At 64.1% G+C, this 13,910-nt stretch carries 16 protein-coding genes; 11 read left to right on the top strand and 5 right to left on the bottom strand.

Features of this window, described 5'->3' with window-relative positions:
• Position 1 precedes the first annotated feature (1 nt).
• The 4 genes from truB (at position 2) to ACT531_RS06940 (ending at position 4,885) form a co-directional block, all read left to right on the top strand.
• The gene (truB, locus tag ACT531_RS06955; RefSeq protein WP_476016924.1) at positions 2-994 is read left to right on the top strand and encodes a tRNA pseudouridine(55) synthase TruB; all 993 of its coding nucleotides are present in this window, start codon (positions 2-4) and stop codon (positions 992-994) included.
• Positions 991-2,817, top strand: coding sequence for a translational GTPase TypA (gene typA, locus ACT531_RS06950; protein ID WP_015014649.1), 1,827 nt, complete (start codon positions 991-993; stop codon positions 2,815-2,817). The genes truB and typA overlap by 4 nt, the downstream gene beginning before the upstream one ends.
• Before the next feature lie 101 nt (positions 2,818-2,918).
• Positions 2,919-3,794: a DMT family transporter gene (locus ACT531_RS06945; RefSeq protein ID WP_476016923.1), complete on the top strand. Its 876-nt coding sequence runs from the start codon at positions 2,919-2,921 to the stop codon at positions 3,792-3,794.
• Positions 3,791-4,885: an enoyl-CoA hydratase/isomerase family protein gene (locus ACT531_RS06940; protein WP_476016922.1), complete on the top strand. Its 1,095-nt coding sequence runs from the start codon at positions 3,791-3,793 to the stop codon at positions 4,883-4,885. The genes ACT531_RS06945 and ACT531_RS06940 overlap by 4 nt, the downstream gene beginning before the upstream one ends.
• Positions 4,886-5,017: 132 nt before the next feature.
• Here the strand turns inward: ACT531_RS06940 and ACT531_RS06935 are convergent, their stop codons facing one another.
• The 4 genes from ACT531_RS06935 to smpB form a co-directional block, all read right to left on the bottom strand.
• Complete coding sequence (locus tag ACT531_RS06935) at positions 5,018-5,926, bottom strand: anti-sigma factor family protein (RefSeq protein WP_476016921.1); 909 nt, start codon at positions 5,924-5,926, stop codon at positions 5,018-5,020.
• 22 nt (positions 5,927-5,948) lie between these two features.
• The gene (locus ACT531_RS06930; protein ID WP_476016920.1) at positions 5,949-6,500 is read right to left on the bottom strand and encodes an RNA polymerase sigma factor; all 552 of its coding nucleotides are present in this window, start codon (positions 6,498-6,500) and stop codon (positions 5,949-5,951) included.
• A 34-nt stretch (positions 6,501-6,534) separates the two neighbouring features.
• Entirely contained in the window at positions 6,535-6,906 is a 372-nt protein-coding gene (locus ACT531_RS06925) for a COG4315 family predicted lipoprotein (RefSeq protein ID WP_476016919.1), read from the bottom strand.
• 146 nt (positions 6,907-7,052) lie between these two features.
• A complete protein-coding gene (gene smpB / locus ACT531_RS06920; RefSeq protein ID WP_015014643.1) occupies positions 7,053-7,526 on the bottom strand; it encodes an SsrA-binding protein SmpB in 474 nt (157 codons plus the stop codon).
• 129 nt (positions 7,527-7,655) lie between these two features.
• Here smpB and ACT531_RS06915 point away from each other — a divergent pair, with 129 nt between their 5' ends.
• On the top strand, positions 7,656-8,096 hold the full coding sequence (locus ACT531_RS06915) for a type II toxin-antitoxin system RatA family toxin (RefSeq protein WP_015014642.1): 441 nt from the start codon (positions 7,656-7,658) through the stop codon (positions 8,094-8,096).
• Complete coding sequence (locus tag ACT531_RS06910) at positions 8,089-8,436, top strand: RnfH family protein (protein ID WP_476016918.1); 348 nt, start codon at positions 8,089-8,091, stop codon at positions 8,434-8,436. The genes ACT531_RS06915 and ACT531_RS06910 overlap by 8 nt, the downstream gene beginning before the upstream one ends.
• A 51-nt stretch (positions 8,437-8,487) precedes the next feature.
• Here ACT531_RS06910 and ACT531_RS06905 read toward each other — a convergent pair whose 3' ends face one another.
• On the bottom strand, positions 8,488-9,012 hold the full coding sequence (locus ACT531_RS06905; protein WP_476016917.1) for a DUF4124 domain-containing protein: 525 nt from the start codon (positions 9,010-9,012) through the stop codon (positions 8,488-8,490).
• Positions 9,013-9,120: 108 nt separating this feature from the next.
• Between ACT531_RS06905 and guaB the strand changes: the two genes are divergently transcribed.
• The 5 genes from guaB (at position 9,121) to ACT531_RS06880 (ending at position 13,836) form a co-directional block, all read left to right on the top strand.
• The gene (gene guaB, locus ACT531_RS06900) at positions 9,121-10,596 is read left to right on the top strand and encodes an IMP dehydrogenase (protein WP_015014639.1); all 1,476 of its coding nucleotides are present in this window, start codon (positions 9,121-9,123) and stop codon (positions 10,594-10,596) included.
• Between the two features lie 262 nt (positions 10,597-10,858).
• On the top strand, positions 10,859-11,119 hold the full coding sequence (locus ACT531_RS06895) for a type II toxin-antitoxin system Phd/YefM family antitoxin (protein ID WP_015014638.1): 261 nt from the start codon (positions 10,859-10,861) through the stop codon (positions 11,117-11,119).
• Complete coding sequence (locus ACT531_RS06890; RefSeq protein ID WP_476016916.1) at positions 11,116-11,550, top strand: type II toxin-antitoxin system VapC family toxin; 435 nt, start codon at positions 11,116-11,118, stop codon at positions 11,548-11,550. The genes ACT531_RS06895 and ACT531_RS06890 overlap by 4 nt, the downstream gene beginning before the upstream one ends.
• A 12-nt stretch (positions 11,551-11,562) precedes the next feature.
• Positions 11,563-13,179: a glutamine-hydrolyzing GMP synthase gene (gene guaA, locus ACT531_RS06885; RefSeq protein WP_476016915.1), complete on the top strand. Its 1,617-nt coding sequence runs from the start codon at positions 11,563-11,565 to the stop codon at positions 13,177-13,179.
• 267 nt (positions 13,180-13,446) lie between these two features.
• Positions 13,447-13,836, top strand: a complete 390-nt coding sequence (locus ACT531_RS06880; protein WP_476016914.1) for a hypothetical protein — start codon at positions 13,447-13,449, stop codon at positions 13,834-13,836.
• The last annotated feature ends 74 nt before the right edge of the window (positions 13,837-13,910 follow it).

Genomic DNA, 13,910 nt, shown 5'->3' with positions numbered 1-13,910 from the left:
CATGCACGCGCCACGCACCAGGGTGCAGCGGCGCCCTGTGCATGGGGTGTTGCTGCTCGACAAACCGCTCGGCCTTTCGAGCAATGACGCCTTGCAAAAGGCGAAATGGCTGCTGCGCGCCGAGAAAGCGGGCCATACCGGCACGCTCGATCCCCTCGCGACGGGCGTATTGCCGCTGTGCTTTGGCGCGGCCACCAAGTTCAGCCAGCTGCAGCTCGATGCTCCCAAGACCTATGAAGCGATTGCGCTGCTGGGGGCCACCACGACCACCGGCGATGCCGAGGGCGATGTGGTCGAGCGGCGTGAAGTTCTGCCCGAGCAGGTGACGCCAGAGCGCCTGGCTGCCGTCCAGCAGCAGTTCACCGGCCCCATTCGCCAGGTGCCGCCGATGCACAGCGCGCTCAAGAAAGACGGCAAGGCGCTGTACGAATACGCACGCGCCGGTGTCACGGTGGAGCGTGAAGCGCGCGATGTGGTGATCCACGCACTCAAGCTCACGCTGGTGCAGACAGATCAAGCGCAGCCAGCTATCAAAATAATAGTGACCTGCAGCAAGGGCACCTACATCCGCACGCTGGGTGAAGACATCGGCGCCGCACTGGGTTGCGGTGCGCACCTCACCTTTCTGCGCCGCATCGACACCGGCGGGCTGGGGGTGGAGCGCTGCGTCACGCTGGCGCAGCTGGAGGCCATGCCCGAGGCTGAGCGCCTGGCCGCCCTGGAGGCGCCCGAGTCGTTGCTGGCACAACACATGCGTGTCACGCTGGACGGTGAGAATGCAGCCCGATTCCTGTCGGGTGTGCGTCGCCGTGGCAACTGGCCCGATGCCAGTGCCGTGGCGGTGTTTGGCGAGAATCCTCCGGCGCTGCTGGGGGTGGGCCACATCGTGGGCGGGGAGCTGGTGCCGGACAGGCTCCTGAGTCCGCTGGAAATTCAACAAATTTTGGAAGGCATGCCGCACCCTCAAGCCAGCGGCGCATTGGAAAAACTATGACGACGAAACAAATCCGCAACATCGCGATCATCGCCCACGTTGACCACGGCAAAACCACCATGGTCGACCAGCTGCTGCGCCAGTCCGGCACCTTCGCCGACCACGAAAAGGTCGTCGACACCGTGATGGACAACAACGCGATCGAAAAAGAGCGCGGCATCACCATCCTGGCCAAGAACTGCGCCGTGAGCTGGAAGGGTACGCACATCAACATCGTGGACACTCCCGGCCACGCGGACTTCGGCGGCGAAGTGGAACGTGCCCTGTCCATGGTCGACAGCGTGGTGCTGCTGATCGACGCGCAAGAAGGCCCCATGCCCCAGACGCGTTTCGTGACCAAGAAGGCCCTGGCCCTGGGCCTGCGCCCCATCCTGGTGGTGAACAAGGTGGACAAGCCCGGTGCCAACCCCGACAAGGTCGTGAACGCTGCGTTTGACCTGTTCGACAAGCTGGGTGCTACCGACGAGCAGCTCGACTTCCCTGTCGTGTACGCCTCGGGCATCAATGGCTGGTCGTCGCTGGAAGAAGGCGCCCCGGGCGAGCAGTGGGGCCCCGACATGTCGGCCCTGTTCGACACCATCCTCAAGCACGTGCCACCGAACTCCGGCAACCCTGACGCCCCCCTGCAGCTGCAGATCTCGGCACTGGACTTCTCCAGCTTCGTGGGCCGCATCGGTGTGGGCCGCATCAGCCAAGGCACGCTCAAGCCCGCACAGGACGTGCTGGTCATGGAAGGCCCCGATGGCAAGACCACGAAGGGCCGCGTGAACCAGGTGCTGACCTTCCAGGGTCTGGACCGCATGCAGACTCCCCTGGCAGGCCCGGGCGACATCGTGCTGATCAACGGCATTGAAGACATCGGCATCGGCGTGACCGTGACCGACCCTGCCAACCCCGCGCCGCTGCCCATGCTGAAGGTGGACGAGCCTACGTTGACCATGAACTTCTGCGTGAACACCTCGCCCCTGGCCGGCCGTGAAGGCAAGTTCGTGACCAGCCGCCAGATCTGGGACCGCCTGCAAAAGGAACTGCAGCACAACGTGGCACTGCGCGTGAAGGAAACCGACGAAGAAGGCGTGTTCGAAGTGATGGGCCGCGGCGAACTGCACCTGACCATCCTGCTGGAAAACATGCGCCGTGAAGGCTACGAACTGGCCGTGTCCAAGCCCCGCGTGGTGTTCAAGGACATCGACGGCGTCAAGCACGAGCCCATCGAGCTGGTAACGGCCGACATCGAAGAAGGCCACCAGGGCGGTGTGATGCAAGCCCTGGGCGAGCGCAAGGGCGAGCTGGTGAACATGGAGTCCGACGGCCGTGGCCGCGTGCGCCTGGAATACCGCATCCCGGCCCGTGGCCTGATCGGTTTCACCAACGAATTCCTGAACCTGACGCGCGGTTCGGGCCTCATCAGCAACATCTTCGACAGCTACGAGCCGCACAAGGGCGACATCGGCGGCCGCAAGAACGGCGTGCTGATCTCCATGGACGACGGTGAAATCTTCACCTACGCCCTGGGCAAGCTGGACGACCGTGGCCGCATGTTCGTGAAGGCCAACGACCCCGTGTACGAAGGCATGATCGTCGGTATCCACAGCCGTGACAACGACCTGGTGGTGAACGCCACGCGCACCAAGCAGCTGACCAACTTCCGCGTGTCCGGCAAGGAAGACGCGATCAAGATCACGCCCCCGATTGACCTGACGCTGGAATACGGTGTGGAGTTCATCGAGGACGACGAACTGGTCGAGATCACGCCCAAGTCCGTGCGCCTGCGCAAGCGCCACCTGACGGAAAACGAGCGCAAGCGCGCTGCCCGTTCCTGATGGATCGGCGGGGCGGTCCATCGATGGATCGATAGACTGACCGTTTCCGACAAGGGCCACTGCAGCGCAGTGGCCTTTTTTCCGTCTGCAAGTTGGAACCCATGTTGAAACTCACACATTCCCGTGCCGTGGTGCTGATGGTGGCCGTGACCCTGATGTGGTCCATCGCCGGTGTGGTCACACGCCACCTGGAGCATGCAGCGAGCTTTGAGGTGACCTTCTGGCGCAGCTTCTTCACGCTGTTGGCACTTCTGGTCATCCTGCCCGTGCTGCAGGGCAGGGCGGTGTTTGCCTCGATGCGCCATGGCGGGCGGGCGTTGTGGATCTCCGGCGTGTGCTGGAGCGTGATGTTCACGGCCTTCATGGTGGCGCTGGTGCTGATGCCGGTAGCCAATGTGCTGGTGACCATGTCGGTGGGCCCCTTGCTCACGGCGCTGTTTGCACGGGTGTTCATTGGCCACCACATCGCTCTCCGCACCTGGGCAGCCATTGCGGTGGCAGGGCTGGGCATTGGCTGGATGTACGGTTCGCAAATGGCGGGCCTGCCGCTGCTGGGCACCCTGGTGGCCTTGTGTGTACCGGTGGCGGCGGCGGTGAATTGGACGGTGGTGCAGCACTCGCAGCGCCATGGCCATGCGGTGGACCTGGTGCCCGCAGTGCTGGTGGGAGCAGTGATCTCGGTGGTGGCGACCCTGCCGCTGGCGTTGCCGTTTCAGGCATCTTTTTACGACCTGGGGCTGCTGGCCCTGCTGGGCGTGGTGCAATTGGCGATTCCCTGCGTGCTGGCGGTGCGCTGCGGCAGGGTGCTCAAGGCGCCTGAAATGGCGCTGCTGGGTTTGCTGGAGGTGATTTTCGGCATCCTGCTGGCATGGCTGGGTGCGGGCGAGAAGCCTGCGCCTGCCGTGCTGACCGGAGGCGCACTGGTCATCGGTGCGCTGGTTTTCAATGAACTGTTGGGTTGGAAGGAACAAAAATGACCGAGACGGTTGTGTCTGAAGTGTTGAGCGAAGTGCGTGGCCAGGTGGGCTTCATCACTCTGAATCGCCCACGGGCGCTCAATGCCCTGTCGCTGGGCATGGTGCGTGACCTGATGGGCATCCTGCTGGCATGGCAGAACGATGCGCGGGTGCTGGCGGTGGCCATTCGTGGCAGCAACAAGGAAGGCCCGTTTGGGGCTTTCTGCGCGGGCGGCGATATCCGCTTTCTGCACCAGGCAGGCAGCCAGGGCAACCCGCTGATCGAGGATTTTTTCACCGAGGAATACGCGCTCAACCACCTGATCCACAACTACGCCAAGCCCTACATCGCGTTCATGGACGGCATCGTGATGGGGGGTGGCATGGGCATCAGCCAGGGCGCTGCGCTGCGTGTGGTGACCGAACGCACCAAGATGGCCATGCCCGAAACCGCGATTGGCCTGTTCCCGGACGTGGGTGGTGGGTACTTTCTGAGCCGCTGCCCCGGCCGGGTGGGCGAGTGGCTGGCCCTGACGGGCGACACCATCGGCGCAGGCGATGCCATTGCCTACCAGCTGGCCGATGGCTGCATGCCGTCAGACCGGCAGGCGGCGGTGTGGGACGCCCTGGCCACACAAAGCTTTGCAGATGGTGCGGCTATCAAGGCCTATGTTGCTTCTCAATTTGTAGCGGCTCAGGCAAGTGGTTCTAGCGCTCAGGCCGATATTGACCAATATTTTTCGCTGCCAACCGTTGGCGAGATCGTGCGGGGTCTTGAAGCGGCTGACAGCGACTGGGCACGTGCCACGGCCGCCACGCTGCGCAAGCGTTCGCCACTGATGCTGCATGTGGTGCTGGAACAAATCCGCCGCGCCCGCACTATGGGCCTGGCCGACGACCTGCGCATGGAGCGCGACATGGTGCGCCACTGCTTCTTCCTGCGCCCGGGGCAAAGCGAGACCGTCGAAGGCATCCGCGCGTTGGCTGTGGACAAGGACCATGCGCCCCGCTGGAATCCAGGCCGCATTGAAGACGTGACGCCGGACACGGTCAGTCCGTTCTTTGCCAGCCCCTGGCCTGCACACGCCCATCCGCTGGCCCATCTGGCCTGACCGGCGAAGGCTGTCGCCCGTGGGGCGAAGGCGCCTCAGGAGCCTGTTCGGGCTCTCGGGGCCCACGCATCGGTGATCGCGGGCCGGGAGGCATGCGATCTGTCTGCCATGACGGCTGCGATGTTCCCGCTTTTATGGGTTCAATTGCTGGTACACGGCAGTGGCCAGGGCCAGCAGATCGGGCCGCGAGAGCTGCCCGCTCAGCGCATAGCCAAAGCCCCCATCTGTCCAGTAAAAGCCGGGTACAGGGCCTTCCTGCGTGAACTGGAACGCGGTAGCGGGGGCCGCCGCCAGCGTCGATTCCCTGCTTTGTGTTGCGCCGGCTTTGTTTTCGCCCGCAGGGCGGGGCGAGGACGGCGCCAGTGCGCCCAGGTACAGCGTGATGCGCTGGCCGGCGCCATTCTGGTACATGAACTGCGCGCGCACACCTGTGTCGCCCGGCAGCAAGCGGCCACCCACCAGTTCATAGCCTTGCGCACTGAGCGCAGGGACTTTGAGGGGGCGGTCCAGACGCTTGGACAGCCATTGCACCAGGTGGTCTTGCTGGGCGGCAGTGACCTCTACCGGGTGGCGCACCTCGGGCTGGTACACCGCGTGGGCCACCGAGGCCTGGTGCGCAAAGCGCTGTGCCGGTTCGGCGGCCACCAGCGTGGTGCCCTGGCCCGCAGCGATGGTTTGACCGGGCATCCCGGCGGGCCAATGGCTGCGTCCCGTCCAGCCCAGCACAAAGGCCAGCACCACGGATGCCGCCATTCCACCCCAGCGCCACCATTGCGCGTATTGCTCGCGTCGGTCAGTGGCACGCTGCGCCGCGGCCTGCAGGGCGTCGGGCACGGGGGCGTGGAGCAGGTCCTGGTGGAGGGCCTGCAGCCGCTGCCGCTGCGTCTGCCAGTGGGCCAGCGTGGCCTGGGCCTCCTCATCGTCCCGCAGTTGCTCGCGCAGCGCCTGGGCCTGCGCAGGAGTCAACTGGCCGTCCACAAGGGCGTGCCAGGCGCTGGTTTCTTCAGCGCGCGGTGGAGGGGCAGGGTGCTTGGGGGCCATGGCGGGGAATCGGGTCTGGGGGCTATTTGAGGCGACGCAGCACCGGCGCGGTACTGCCTGCGGCCGTCACGGTGCCAGACTGGGTGGCAGCTGTAGGGCCTGACGCGGGTTCGCGGTCCATGAGCGCCCGCAGGCGCGTGCGGGCCCGCGACAGGCGTGACATGACGGTGCCTACCGGAATGCCCAGGATGCGTGCCGTGTCTTCGTAGCCCATGTCCTCCATCGCCACCAGCAGCAGCACGGCCCGCTGGTCGGCGGGCAGGCGCTGGAGACAGCGCTCCAGGTCCAGCGCCTCGTCTGACCGGGACGGGGTGCCGGGCAGCTGGTCTTGAACTTCGTCGATGTCCAGGGCTTGCACCGTGGGCAATGCGCGGCGCTGGTTGAGGTACAGGTTGTGCATCAGGGTGAACAACCATGCGCGCAGGTCGCTTCCGGTGCGCCACAGCAGCCATTTGCTGCAGGCCCTCTCCAGCGTGTCCTGCACCAGGTCATCGGCCGCCCAGGCATCGCCTGTTAGCACCCGCGCGTAGCGGCGCAGGGCGGGCAGCTGTTCGATGACCTGGGAGCGGTTCATTCCGCGCGAAGCCTGTGGTGCGCTGACCGGTTTGTTACGGCCGCGCAGTGCGCCAGACCTGGTTCACGCCGTCGCCCGTCTTGTCCCCGGGCTTGGCGTCCTTGGCCCAGTAATACAGCGGTTTGCCCTTGTAGGCCAGCTGGGTCTTGCCATCGTCGCGGGTGATCACGCTGTAATCACCGCCCGGGGCCTTGCTGGCCATCAGTGGCGGCCAGTTGATGGCGCAGGGGCCGTTGCACACCGATTTGCCGCTGCCGGCCACATCGCGGTCAAACGTGTAAAGGGTCATGCCGTTTGCGCCGACCAGCACGTCGTCCATGGTCTTCACGGGCGAGTTGTCCATGGTGGCGCAGCCAGCCAGAGCAACGGCTGCGACGAGGGTGGTCATCGAGATCAGTTTCTTCATGGGTTTCTCCAGAGGGTGGTGCAGGCAAAGGCGAATGCTGCCTTGCACCGGGACAAACACATGGACGCAGCGGTTTATTCCACGGCGTCGCAAAAAAAATCTCAAGGTCCGGTCTGGGGACGCACAGACCCCATCGTGCAGCAGACTCAGCGGCTGCGGCTCTTCATGGCGCGTTCCACTTCGCGCTTGCCTTCACGGTCCTTGATGGTGTCGCGCTTGTCGTGCTCGGCCTTGCCCTTGGCCAGTGCGATTTCGCACTTCACGAAGCCGTTCTTCCAGTGCAGATTGATGGGCACCAGGGTGTAGCCCTTTTGCTCGACCTTGCCAATCAGCCGTTTGATGTCATCCTTCTTGAGCAGCAGCTTTTTGGTGCGCGCCGATTCCGGGTTGACGTGGGTGGACGCTGTCTTGAGCGGGTGGATCAGGCAGCCGAGCAGAAACAGTTCGCCATCGCGGATCAGCACATAGCCATCGGTCAGCTGCACCTTCCCCTCGCGCAGCGCCTTGACCTCCCAGCCGTGCAGCACCATGCCCGCCTCGTGGCGCTCCTCAAAGAAGTAGTTGTAGGCCGCTTTCTTGTTGTCGGCAATGCGGGATGTGGGATCGGGTTTTTTGGCCATGTAGTTCAGATGCGGCGCCCTGCGGGAGATAAAAGGCCTCCCTACATACAATTGTGGCCGTTCAGAGACCCGTGATTCTAGTTTCCCTGGCCGCCTTTCCCTTCTGAAAGCCGCGCGCCCATTGCCTGCATGAAAACCGTCCACAAGTCCGTCCTCATTTGGTACAGCCCCGAAGAGATGTTTTCCCTGGTCACCGGGGTGGAGCACTACCCGCAGTTCCTGCCTTGGTGCGACCACGCTGCGGTGCTGGAGCAGACCAGCGAGGGCATGACCGCTGAGGTGGGCATTGCGTTCAGCGGCATTCGCCAGACCTTCGTCACGCGCAACACGCACGAGGCGGGCAAGCGTGTGCAGATGCATCTGGTGAAAGGGCCGTTTTCACGGCTGGACGGGGACTGGCACTTTCATCCCGTGGGAGACGGCACGCAGCGTGCGTGCAAGGTGGAGCTGCTGCTGAACTACGGGTTTGACAGCGCCGCATTGGCCGCGCTGGTGGGGCCGGTGTTCGACCGCATCGCGGGCAGCATGGTGGATGCCTTCGTCAAGCGCGCGGAACAGGTCTATGGCTGAGAAAGGGCCCGGCGCCCCGGCGACCCTCGCCATCACCGTGGTTGCCTGCTTGGCGCCGCGCGAGGTGCGCGAATGGGTGCTGGATTTACCGGTGGGCGCTACCGTGGCAGATGCCTTGCGCGCCAGCTGTGGGGTGGAGGCGGGTGATGAGCCGTCGGTTGGCATCTGGGGCCGTGCCGCCAAGCTGGATGCAGTGCTGCAGCCCCTGGACCGTGTGGAAATCTACAGCCCCTTGAAGGTGGACCCCAAGGTGGCGCGCCGGGAGCGTTTTGCCCGCCAAGGCGCTCGCACCACCGGGCTGTTTGCGCGGCGCAGGCCCGGGGGCAAGTCGGGCTACTGAATCTCAACTGCTGGTCGGCGGGGGAGGCCGAAGCAGCACGTCACTCAGAACTCAGCGTACGCAGTCGCTTGCGACGATCTCGTCGATGCGCTTGGCCTCTGCCGCGCGGGCGGGGCCGTCCAGGAAGATTTTTTCGCCCTGGGCATTGGCTTGGGTGATGGGCTTGCCTGCGTCGAACGCTGCTTTTGCCGCACGGGCGCGGGTGCAGTTTTCGGCTTTGGCCTTGGCGATCTTTTCGTCCTCGGCCTTTTTCTTGGCGGCTTCTGCGGCCTCAGCCTGGGCCTTCTTTTCTTCCAGCTCCTTGTCCTTGCCCGCGCCTGCAGCGCTGGCTGCGGCCTTGGGCGCTGCTGCCACGGCAGGGGCTGCATCGGAGGCTGCGGGTGCGGCAGGGGTGGCTGCACGTGCAGGACGGTTGCCGCCCGGCTGCTTCAGGATGCTTTTTTCAGGGATGTCGGGTGGCGGGGGGCGGTCGCTGAAGACCTTGCGTCCGTCTTTGTCTGTCCACTGCCATTGCGCCGTCGCGCCCATGGCCCAGGTGCAGGCCACGGCCAGCAGGAGAAGCTTGTGCATTTTCATGCGGACAAGTTTATCCATGTGATTCCCCCCCCGCCAGTGCGTTGCAGATGGGTGGGCGCGTTTTCGCCACATGCGGCGCGGGTACAATCCACTTTTTGGAGCTTTCTCATGCGCCTTCTTGGAAAAGCGCTCACCTTCGACGATGTGTTGCTGGTGCCAGCGTACTCCCAGGTCCTGCCCAAGGACACGTCCCTCGCGACGAAACTCTCCCGCAATATCCAACTGAACCTGCCTCTCGTGTCCGCCGCCATGGACACCGTGACCGAGGCACGCCTGGCCATTGCCATTGCCCAGGAGGGCGGCATCGGCATCGTGCACAAGAACCTCACGGCGCAAGAGCAGGCTGCCCATGTGGCCAAGGTCAAGCGTTACGAGTCCGGCGTGCTGCGCGACCCGGTGGTCATCACCCCCGAGCACACGGTGCTGCAAGTGCTGCAGCTGTCCGAGCAACTGGGCATCTCGGGCTTCCCCGTGTGCGACGGTGGCAAGGTGGTCGGTATCGTCACGGGCCGCGACCTGCGGTTTGAGACCCGCTACGACGTCAAGGTCCACCAGATCATGACCCCGCGCGAGAAGCTCATCACGGTCAATGAAAAGGAGGGCACCACGCCTGCACAGGCCAAGGCGCTGCTCAACAAGCACAAACTCGAACGCATCCTGGTCGTGAACGACGCCTTTGAACTCAAGGGCCTGATCACGGTGAAGGACATCACAAAGCAGACCAGCTTCCCCAACGCGGCGCGCGACGCCGCTGGTCGCCTGCGTGTGGGCGCTGCGGTGGGCGTGGGCGAGGGCACCGAAGAACGCGTCGAAGCGCTGGTCAAGGCCGGTGTGGACGCCATCGTGGTGGACACGGCCCACGGTCACAGCAAGGGCGTGATCGACCGCGTGCGCTGGGTCAAGCAGAACTACCCGCAAGTGGATGTGATCGGCGGGAACATCGCCACCGGCGCTGCTGCGCTGGCACTGGTTGAGGCCGGTGCGGATGCCGTCAAGGTCGGCATCGGCCCTGGCTCCATCTGCACCACCCGCATCGTGGCCGGTGTGGGCGTGCCCCAGATCATGGCCATCGACAATGTGGCCACGGCGCTCAAGGGCACCGGCGTGCCGCTGATTGCCGACGGCGGCATCCGCTACAGCGGCGACATCGCCAAGGCCCTGGCTGCTGGCGCAGGCACGGTGATGATGGGCGGCATGTTTGCGGGCACTGAAGAAGCACCTGGCGAGGTAATCCTGTTCCAGGGCCGCAGCTATAAGAGCTACCGCGGCATGGGCTCCATCGGCGCCATGCAGCAGGGCAGCGCTGACCGCTACTTCCAGGAATCGAGCACGGGCAACCCCAATGCCGACAAGCTGGTGCCCGAGGGCATCGAAGGCCGTGTGCCCTACAAGGGCTCGATGGTCAGCATCGTCTACCAGATGGCGGGCGGCGTGCGTGCATCCATGGGCTACTGCGGCTGCGCCACCATCGAAGAGATGAACAACAAGGCCGAGTTCGTCGAGATCACGACCGCCGGTATCCGCGAAAGCCATGTGCACGATGTGCAGATCACCAAGGAAGCGCCTAACTACCGCGCTGACTAAGTGACAACCCCCTGAGTCGCTTCGCGCCTTCCCCCTTCTCTCGAATGGCCGCGCCATTCGGGAAGGGGGACGCAGCCAGTGCTGCGGGGCGGCCCTTGCACGGCTGCCCTGGCTTGTGCTGTCGATGTTTGCAAGCCATGGGTTTGCTCGACCCTCGGAGATTCGGAGTCTGGCCTGATTGAAAAAATCTGGTCAGACTGATATAGTCTGATCTGAATTCATTGTTCAGGCCAGACTTTTCTTTTTTTGGGTCCGCGTTTCCATGCAGTCCGTCGGTATCTACGAAGCCAAAAGCAGGTTCTCCGCCCTGATCGAGTTGGTCGAGCAGGGCGAGGAAGTGCGCATCACCCGCCACGGCAAAGAGGTGGTGCGCATGCTGCCCGTGCGCCGTCGCCCCGTCATCACCGACGAGCAGATCGCCCGCGAGCTGGGCCAGATCGATGCGCTGCATGCCAGCATCCGCTCCGTGGCCGAAGCCGCGAATCCCGATACGTTGCGCCGCCAGGGCAGGGCTACTACATGACCGCGTTCATCCTCGACGCGTCCGTCACCGCCGCCTGGCTGCTGCCCGACACGGCCAGCGAACACACCCGCCGTCTCTACACCCTGATCCGCCGTGACGAGGTTGAACCCCAGGCACCCAACCTCTGGCAGTGGGAATGCAGCAACCTCATCAGCAGCGGCGTGCACAGCGGCCGCATCCCCGCGGCCTCGGTCGAAGGTTTGTGGAGTGTGCTGGAGGCGATCCGCCACCGCGTAGAGCTGCACGATCTCGCCCCGGCCCAGCACAAGGCCGTGATGGACGTGGCGCTTGACACCGGCCTGCCCACCTTTGATGCCGCCTACCTGTGGCTGGCGCGCTCGCTGCGCCTGCCGCTGGCCACTTTCGACCCCCACCAGATCGCTGCCGCCCAGCGCAGCGGCGTCCCGCTTCTTGATCTCTCCAGCCTCTGACGGACCACCACCATGCAACACCAGAAAATCCTCATCCTCGATTTCGGCTCGCAAGTCACCCAGCTCATCGCCCGCCGCGTGCGCGAGGCCCATGTGTACTGCGAGGTGCACCCCTGCGACGTGACCGACGAGTGGATCCGCGACTACGCCAAGGACGGCTCGCTCAAGGGCGTGATCCTGTCGGGCAGCCACGCCAGCGTGTACGAGGTGGATGACAAGGCGCCGGATGCGGTGTTTGAACTCGGCATCCCCGTGCTGGGCATCTGCTACGGCATGCAGACCATGGCCCAGCAGTTGGGCGGCAAGGTCGAGGGTTCCAACACCCGCGAATTTGGCTACGCCGAAGTGCGCGCCCATGGCCACACCAAACTGCTCAAGGGCATCGAAGACTTCGCCACGCCCGAAGGCCACGGCATGCTCAAGGTGTGGATGAGCCACGGCGACAAGGTCACGGCGCTGCCGCCGGGCTTCAAGGTGATGTGCTCCACACCGTCGTGCCCCATTGCCGGCATGGCCGACGAAAGCCGCCACTACTACGCCGTACAGTTCCACCCCGAAGTCACACACACCGTGCAGGGGCGCGCCTTGCTGGAGCGTTTTGTGCTGGGCATCTGCGGCACTCGGGCTGACTGGGTCATGGGGGATTACATCGAAGAAGCCGTGCAGAAGATCCGCGAACAGGTGGGCGATGAGGAAGTGATCCTCGGCCTGTCTGGTGGCGTGGATTCGTCCGTGGCGGCAGCGCTCATCCACCGCGCCATCGGCGACCAGCTCACCTGCGTGTTTGTGGACCACGGCCTGCTGCGTCTGAACGAAGGCGACATGGTCATGGACATGTTCGAGGGCAAGCTCCATGCCAAGGTCATCCGCGTGGACGCCAGCGATTTGTTCCTGGGCAAGCTGGCCGGGGTGAGCGAACCTGAGCAAAAGCGCAAGATCATCGGCGGTCTGTTTGTGGATGTGTTCAAGGCCGAAGCAGCCAAGCTCAAGGCCGGCACCGGCGGCCACAAGGGTGCCACCTTCCTGGCCCAGGGCACTATCTACCCTGACGTCATCGAATCCGGCGGCGCGAAGAGCAAGAAGGCCGTCACCATCAAGAGCCACCACAACGTGGGTGGTCTGCCAGAGCAGCTCGGCCTGAAGCTGCTGGAACCCCTGCGCGATTTGTTCAAGGACGAAGTGCGCGAACTGGGCGTGGCCCTGGGCCTGCCGCCCGACATGGTCTACCGCCACCCGTTCCCCGGCCCCGGCCTGGGCGTGCGCATCCTGGGCGAGGTGAAGAAGGAATACGCCGACCTGCTGCGCCGTGCCGACGCGATCTTCATCGAAGAGCTGCGCAATTTTGTGGACGAAGCCTCGGGCAAGACCTGGTACGACCTGACCAGCCAGGCCTTCACCGTGTTCCTGCCCGTCAAGAGCGTGGGCGTGATGGGCGATGGTCGCACGTACGACTACGTGGTGGCCCTGCGCGCCGTGCAGACCAGCGACTTCATGACCGCCGACTGGGCCGAACTGCCCTACGCGCTGCTCAAGAAGGTGTCCGGCCGCATCATCAACGAAGTGCGTGGCATCAACCGCGTGACGTATGACGTGAGCAGCAAGCCGCCAGCGACGATTGAGTGGGAATAAGACGTTGAGGAGCGACAAAATACTGTCTTTTTAAACAGTATTTTGTCGCAAAATGTGGTTCTCACTCCTGGGGATCGCATGTTGCAACGACACGATCTGTATTTTTTCGTTTGCCCGCCGCGCCAACTGGCCGAGCGGGCATTTTGCTTCCTGAATGGGCTGGAGCTTGCGCATTGTCCATGGCGTGCCGCGCCCATGCCCGCGGAGCGACTGCATATAACCCTGTAAAAACTGGGGCAGTTTTGGGGGGCGATTCCCCTTGACACTGTGGACAAGGCCCTGACAGCTGCGAACTACGTTGCCTTTGAACCGTTTGATGTTGTTTTCGATCGGGTGGAATACAGCGGTGGGGTGGACGGCCGTGGCATGGCAAGGTTGGCCGGCCGCAGCTGGGGGTTACGTGGGATCCGTGGACTGGAGCACACGCTGGCGCATGCCATGCTGCGGGCGGGATTCCCCGAAAGCCAGATTCGCACGCGTTTTCATCCCCATGTCACCCTTAACTATCGGCACGAGCCGTTCGATCGGCGTGCTATTGCGCCACTGGGTTGGCGAGTCAACCAGTTCACGCTGGTTGATAGCTGGTACGGATTGGGCAGACACGATGTACTTGGATGCTGGCAACTGTCGTCACGCCAGCTTCAATTGCCTTGGTAGGCGCCGCATGGCGCGGCAGTGGTTTGCCTGCTCTGGTAGGCTTGGGGCAGCTAGGCAGGTGGGTGTCTCGAGCC

This window comes from Acidovorax sp. DMC1 (assembly GCF_056314325.1).
Note: the sequence above shows the minus strand (reverse complement) of the source record. Positions and strands in the feature narration are given on the sequence as shown.

What these genes read in the sequence shown, in the direction of transcription:
- ACT531_RS06930 (WP_476016920.1), bottom strand. Translation starts at nt 6,500, where the DNA reads ATGAACCGCTCCCAGGTCATCGAACAGCTGCCCGCCCTGCGCCGCTAC.
- smpB (WP_015014643.1), bottom strand. Translation starts at nt 7,526, where the DNA reads ATGGCCAAAAAACCCGATCCCACATCCCGCATTGCCGACAACAAGAAA.
- guaA (WP_476016915.1), top strand. Translation starts at nt 11,563, where the DNA reads ATGCAACACCAGAAAATCCTCATCCTCGATTTCGGCTCGCAAGTCACC.
- truB (WP_476016924.1), top strand. Translation starts at nt 2, where the DNA reads ATGCACGCGCCACGCACCAGGGTGCAGCGGCGCCCTGTGCATGGGGTG.
- ACT531_RS06890 (WP_476016916.1), top strand. Translation starts at nt 11,116, where the DNA reads ATGACCGCGTTCATCCTCGACGCGTCCGTCACCGCCGCCTGGCTGCTG.
- ACT531_RS06915 (WP_015014642.1), top strand. Translation starts at nt 7,656, where the DNA reads ATGAAAACCGTCCACAAGTCCGTCCTCATTTGGTACAGCCCCGAAGAG.
- ACT531_RS06935 (WP_476016921.1), bottom strand. Translation starts at nt 5,926, where the DNA reads ATGGCCCCCAAGCACCCTGCCCCTCCACCGCGCGCTGAAGAAACCAGC.
- ACT531_RS06895 (WP_015014638.1), top strand. Translation starts at nt 10,859, where the DNA reads ATGCAGTCCGTCGGTATCTACGAAGCCAAAAGCAGGTTCTCCGCCCTG.
- ACT531_RS06940 (WP_476016922.1), top strand. Translation starts at nt 3,791, where the DNA reads ATGACCGAGACGGTTGTGTCTGAAGTGTTGAGCGAAGTGCGTGGCCAG.
- ACT531_RS06945 (WP_476016923.1), top strand. Translation starts at nt 2,919, where the DNA reads ATGTTGAAACTCACACATTCCCGTGCCGTGGTGCTGATGGTGGCCGTG.
- typA (WP_015014649.1), top strand. Translation starts at nt 991, where the DNA reads ATGACGACGAAACAAATCCGCAACATCGCGATCATCGCCCACGTTGAC.
- guaB (WP_015014639.1), top strand. Translation starts at nt 9,121, where the DNA reads ATGCGCCTTCTTGGAAAAGCGCTCACCTTCGACGATGTGTTGCTGGTG.
- ACT531_RS06910 (WP_476016918.1), top strand. Translation starts at nt 8,089, where the DNA reads ATGGCTGAGAAAGGGCCCGGCGCCCCGGCGACCCTCGCCATCACCGTG.
- ACT531_RS06925 (WP_476016919.1), bottom strand. Translation starts at nt 6,906, where the DNA reads ATGAAGAAACTGATCTCGATGACCACCCTCGTCGCAGCCGTTGCTCTG.
- ACT531_RS06905 (WP_476016917.1), bottom strand. Translation starts at nt 9,012, where the DNA reads ATGAAAATGCACAAGCTTCTCCTGCTGGCCGTGGCCTGCACCTGGGCC.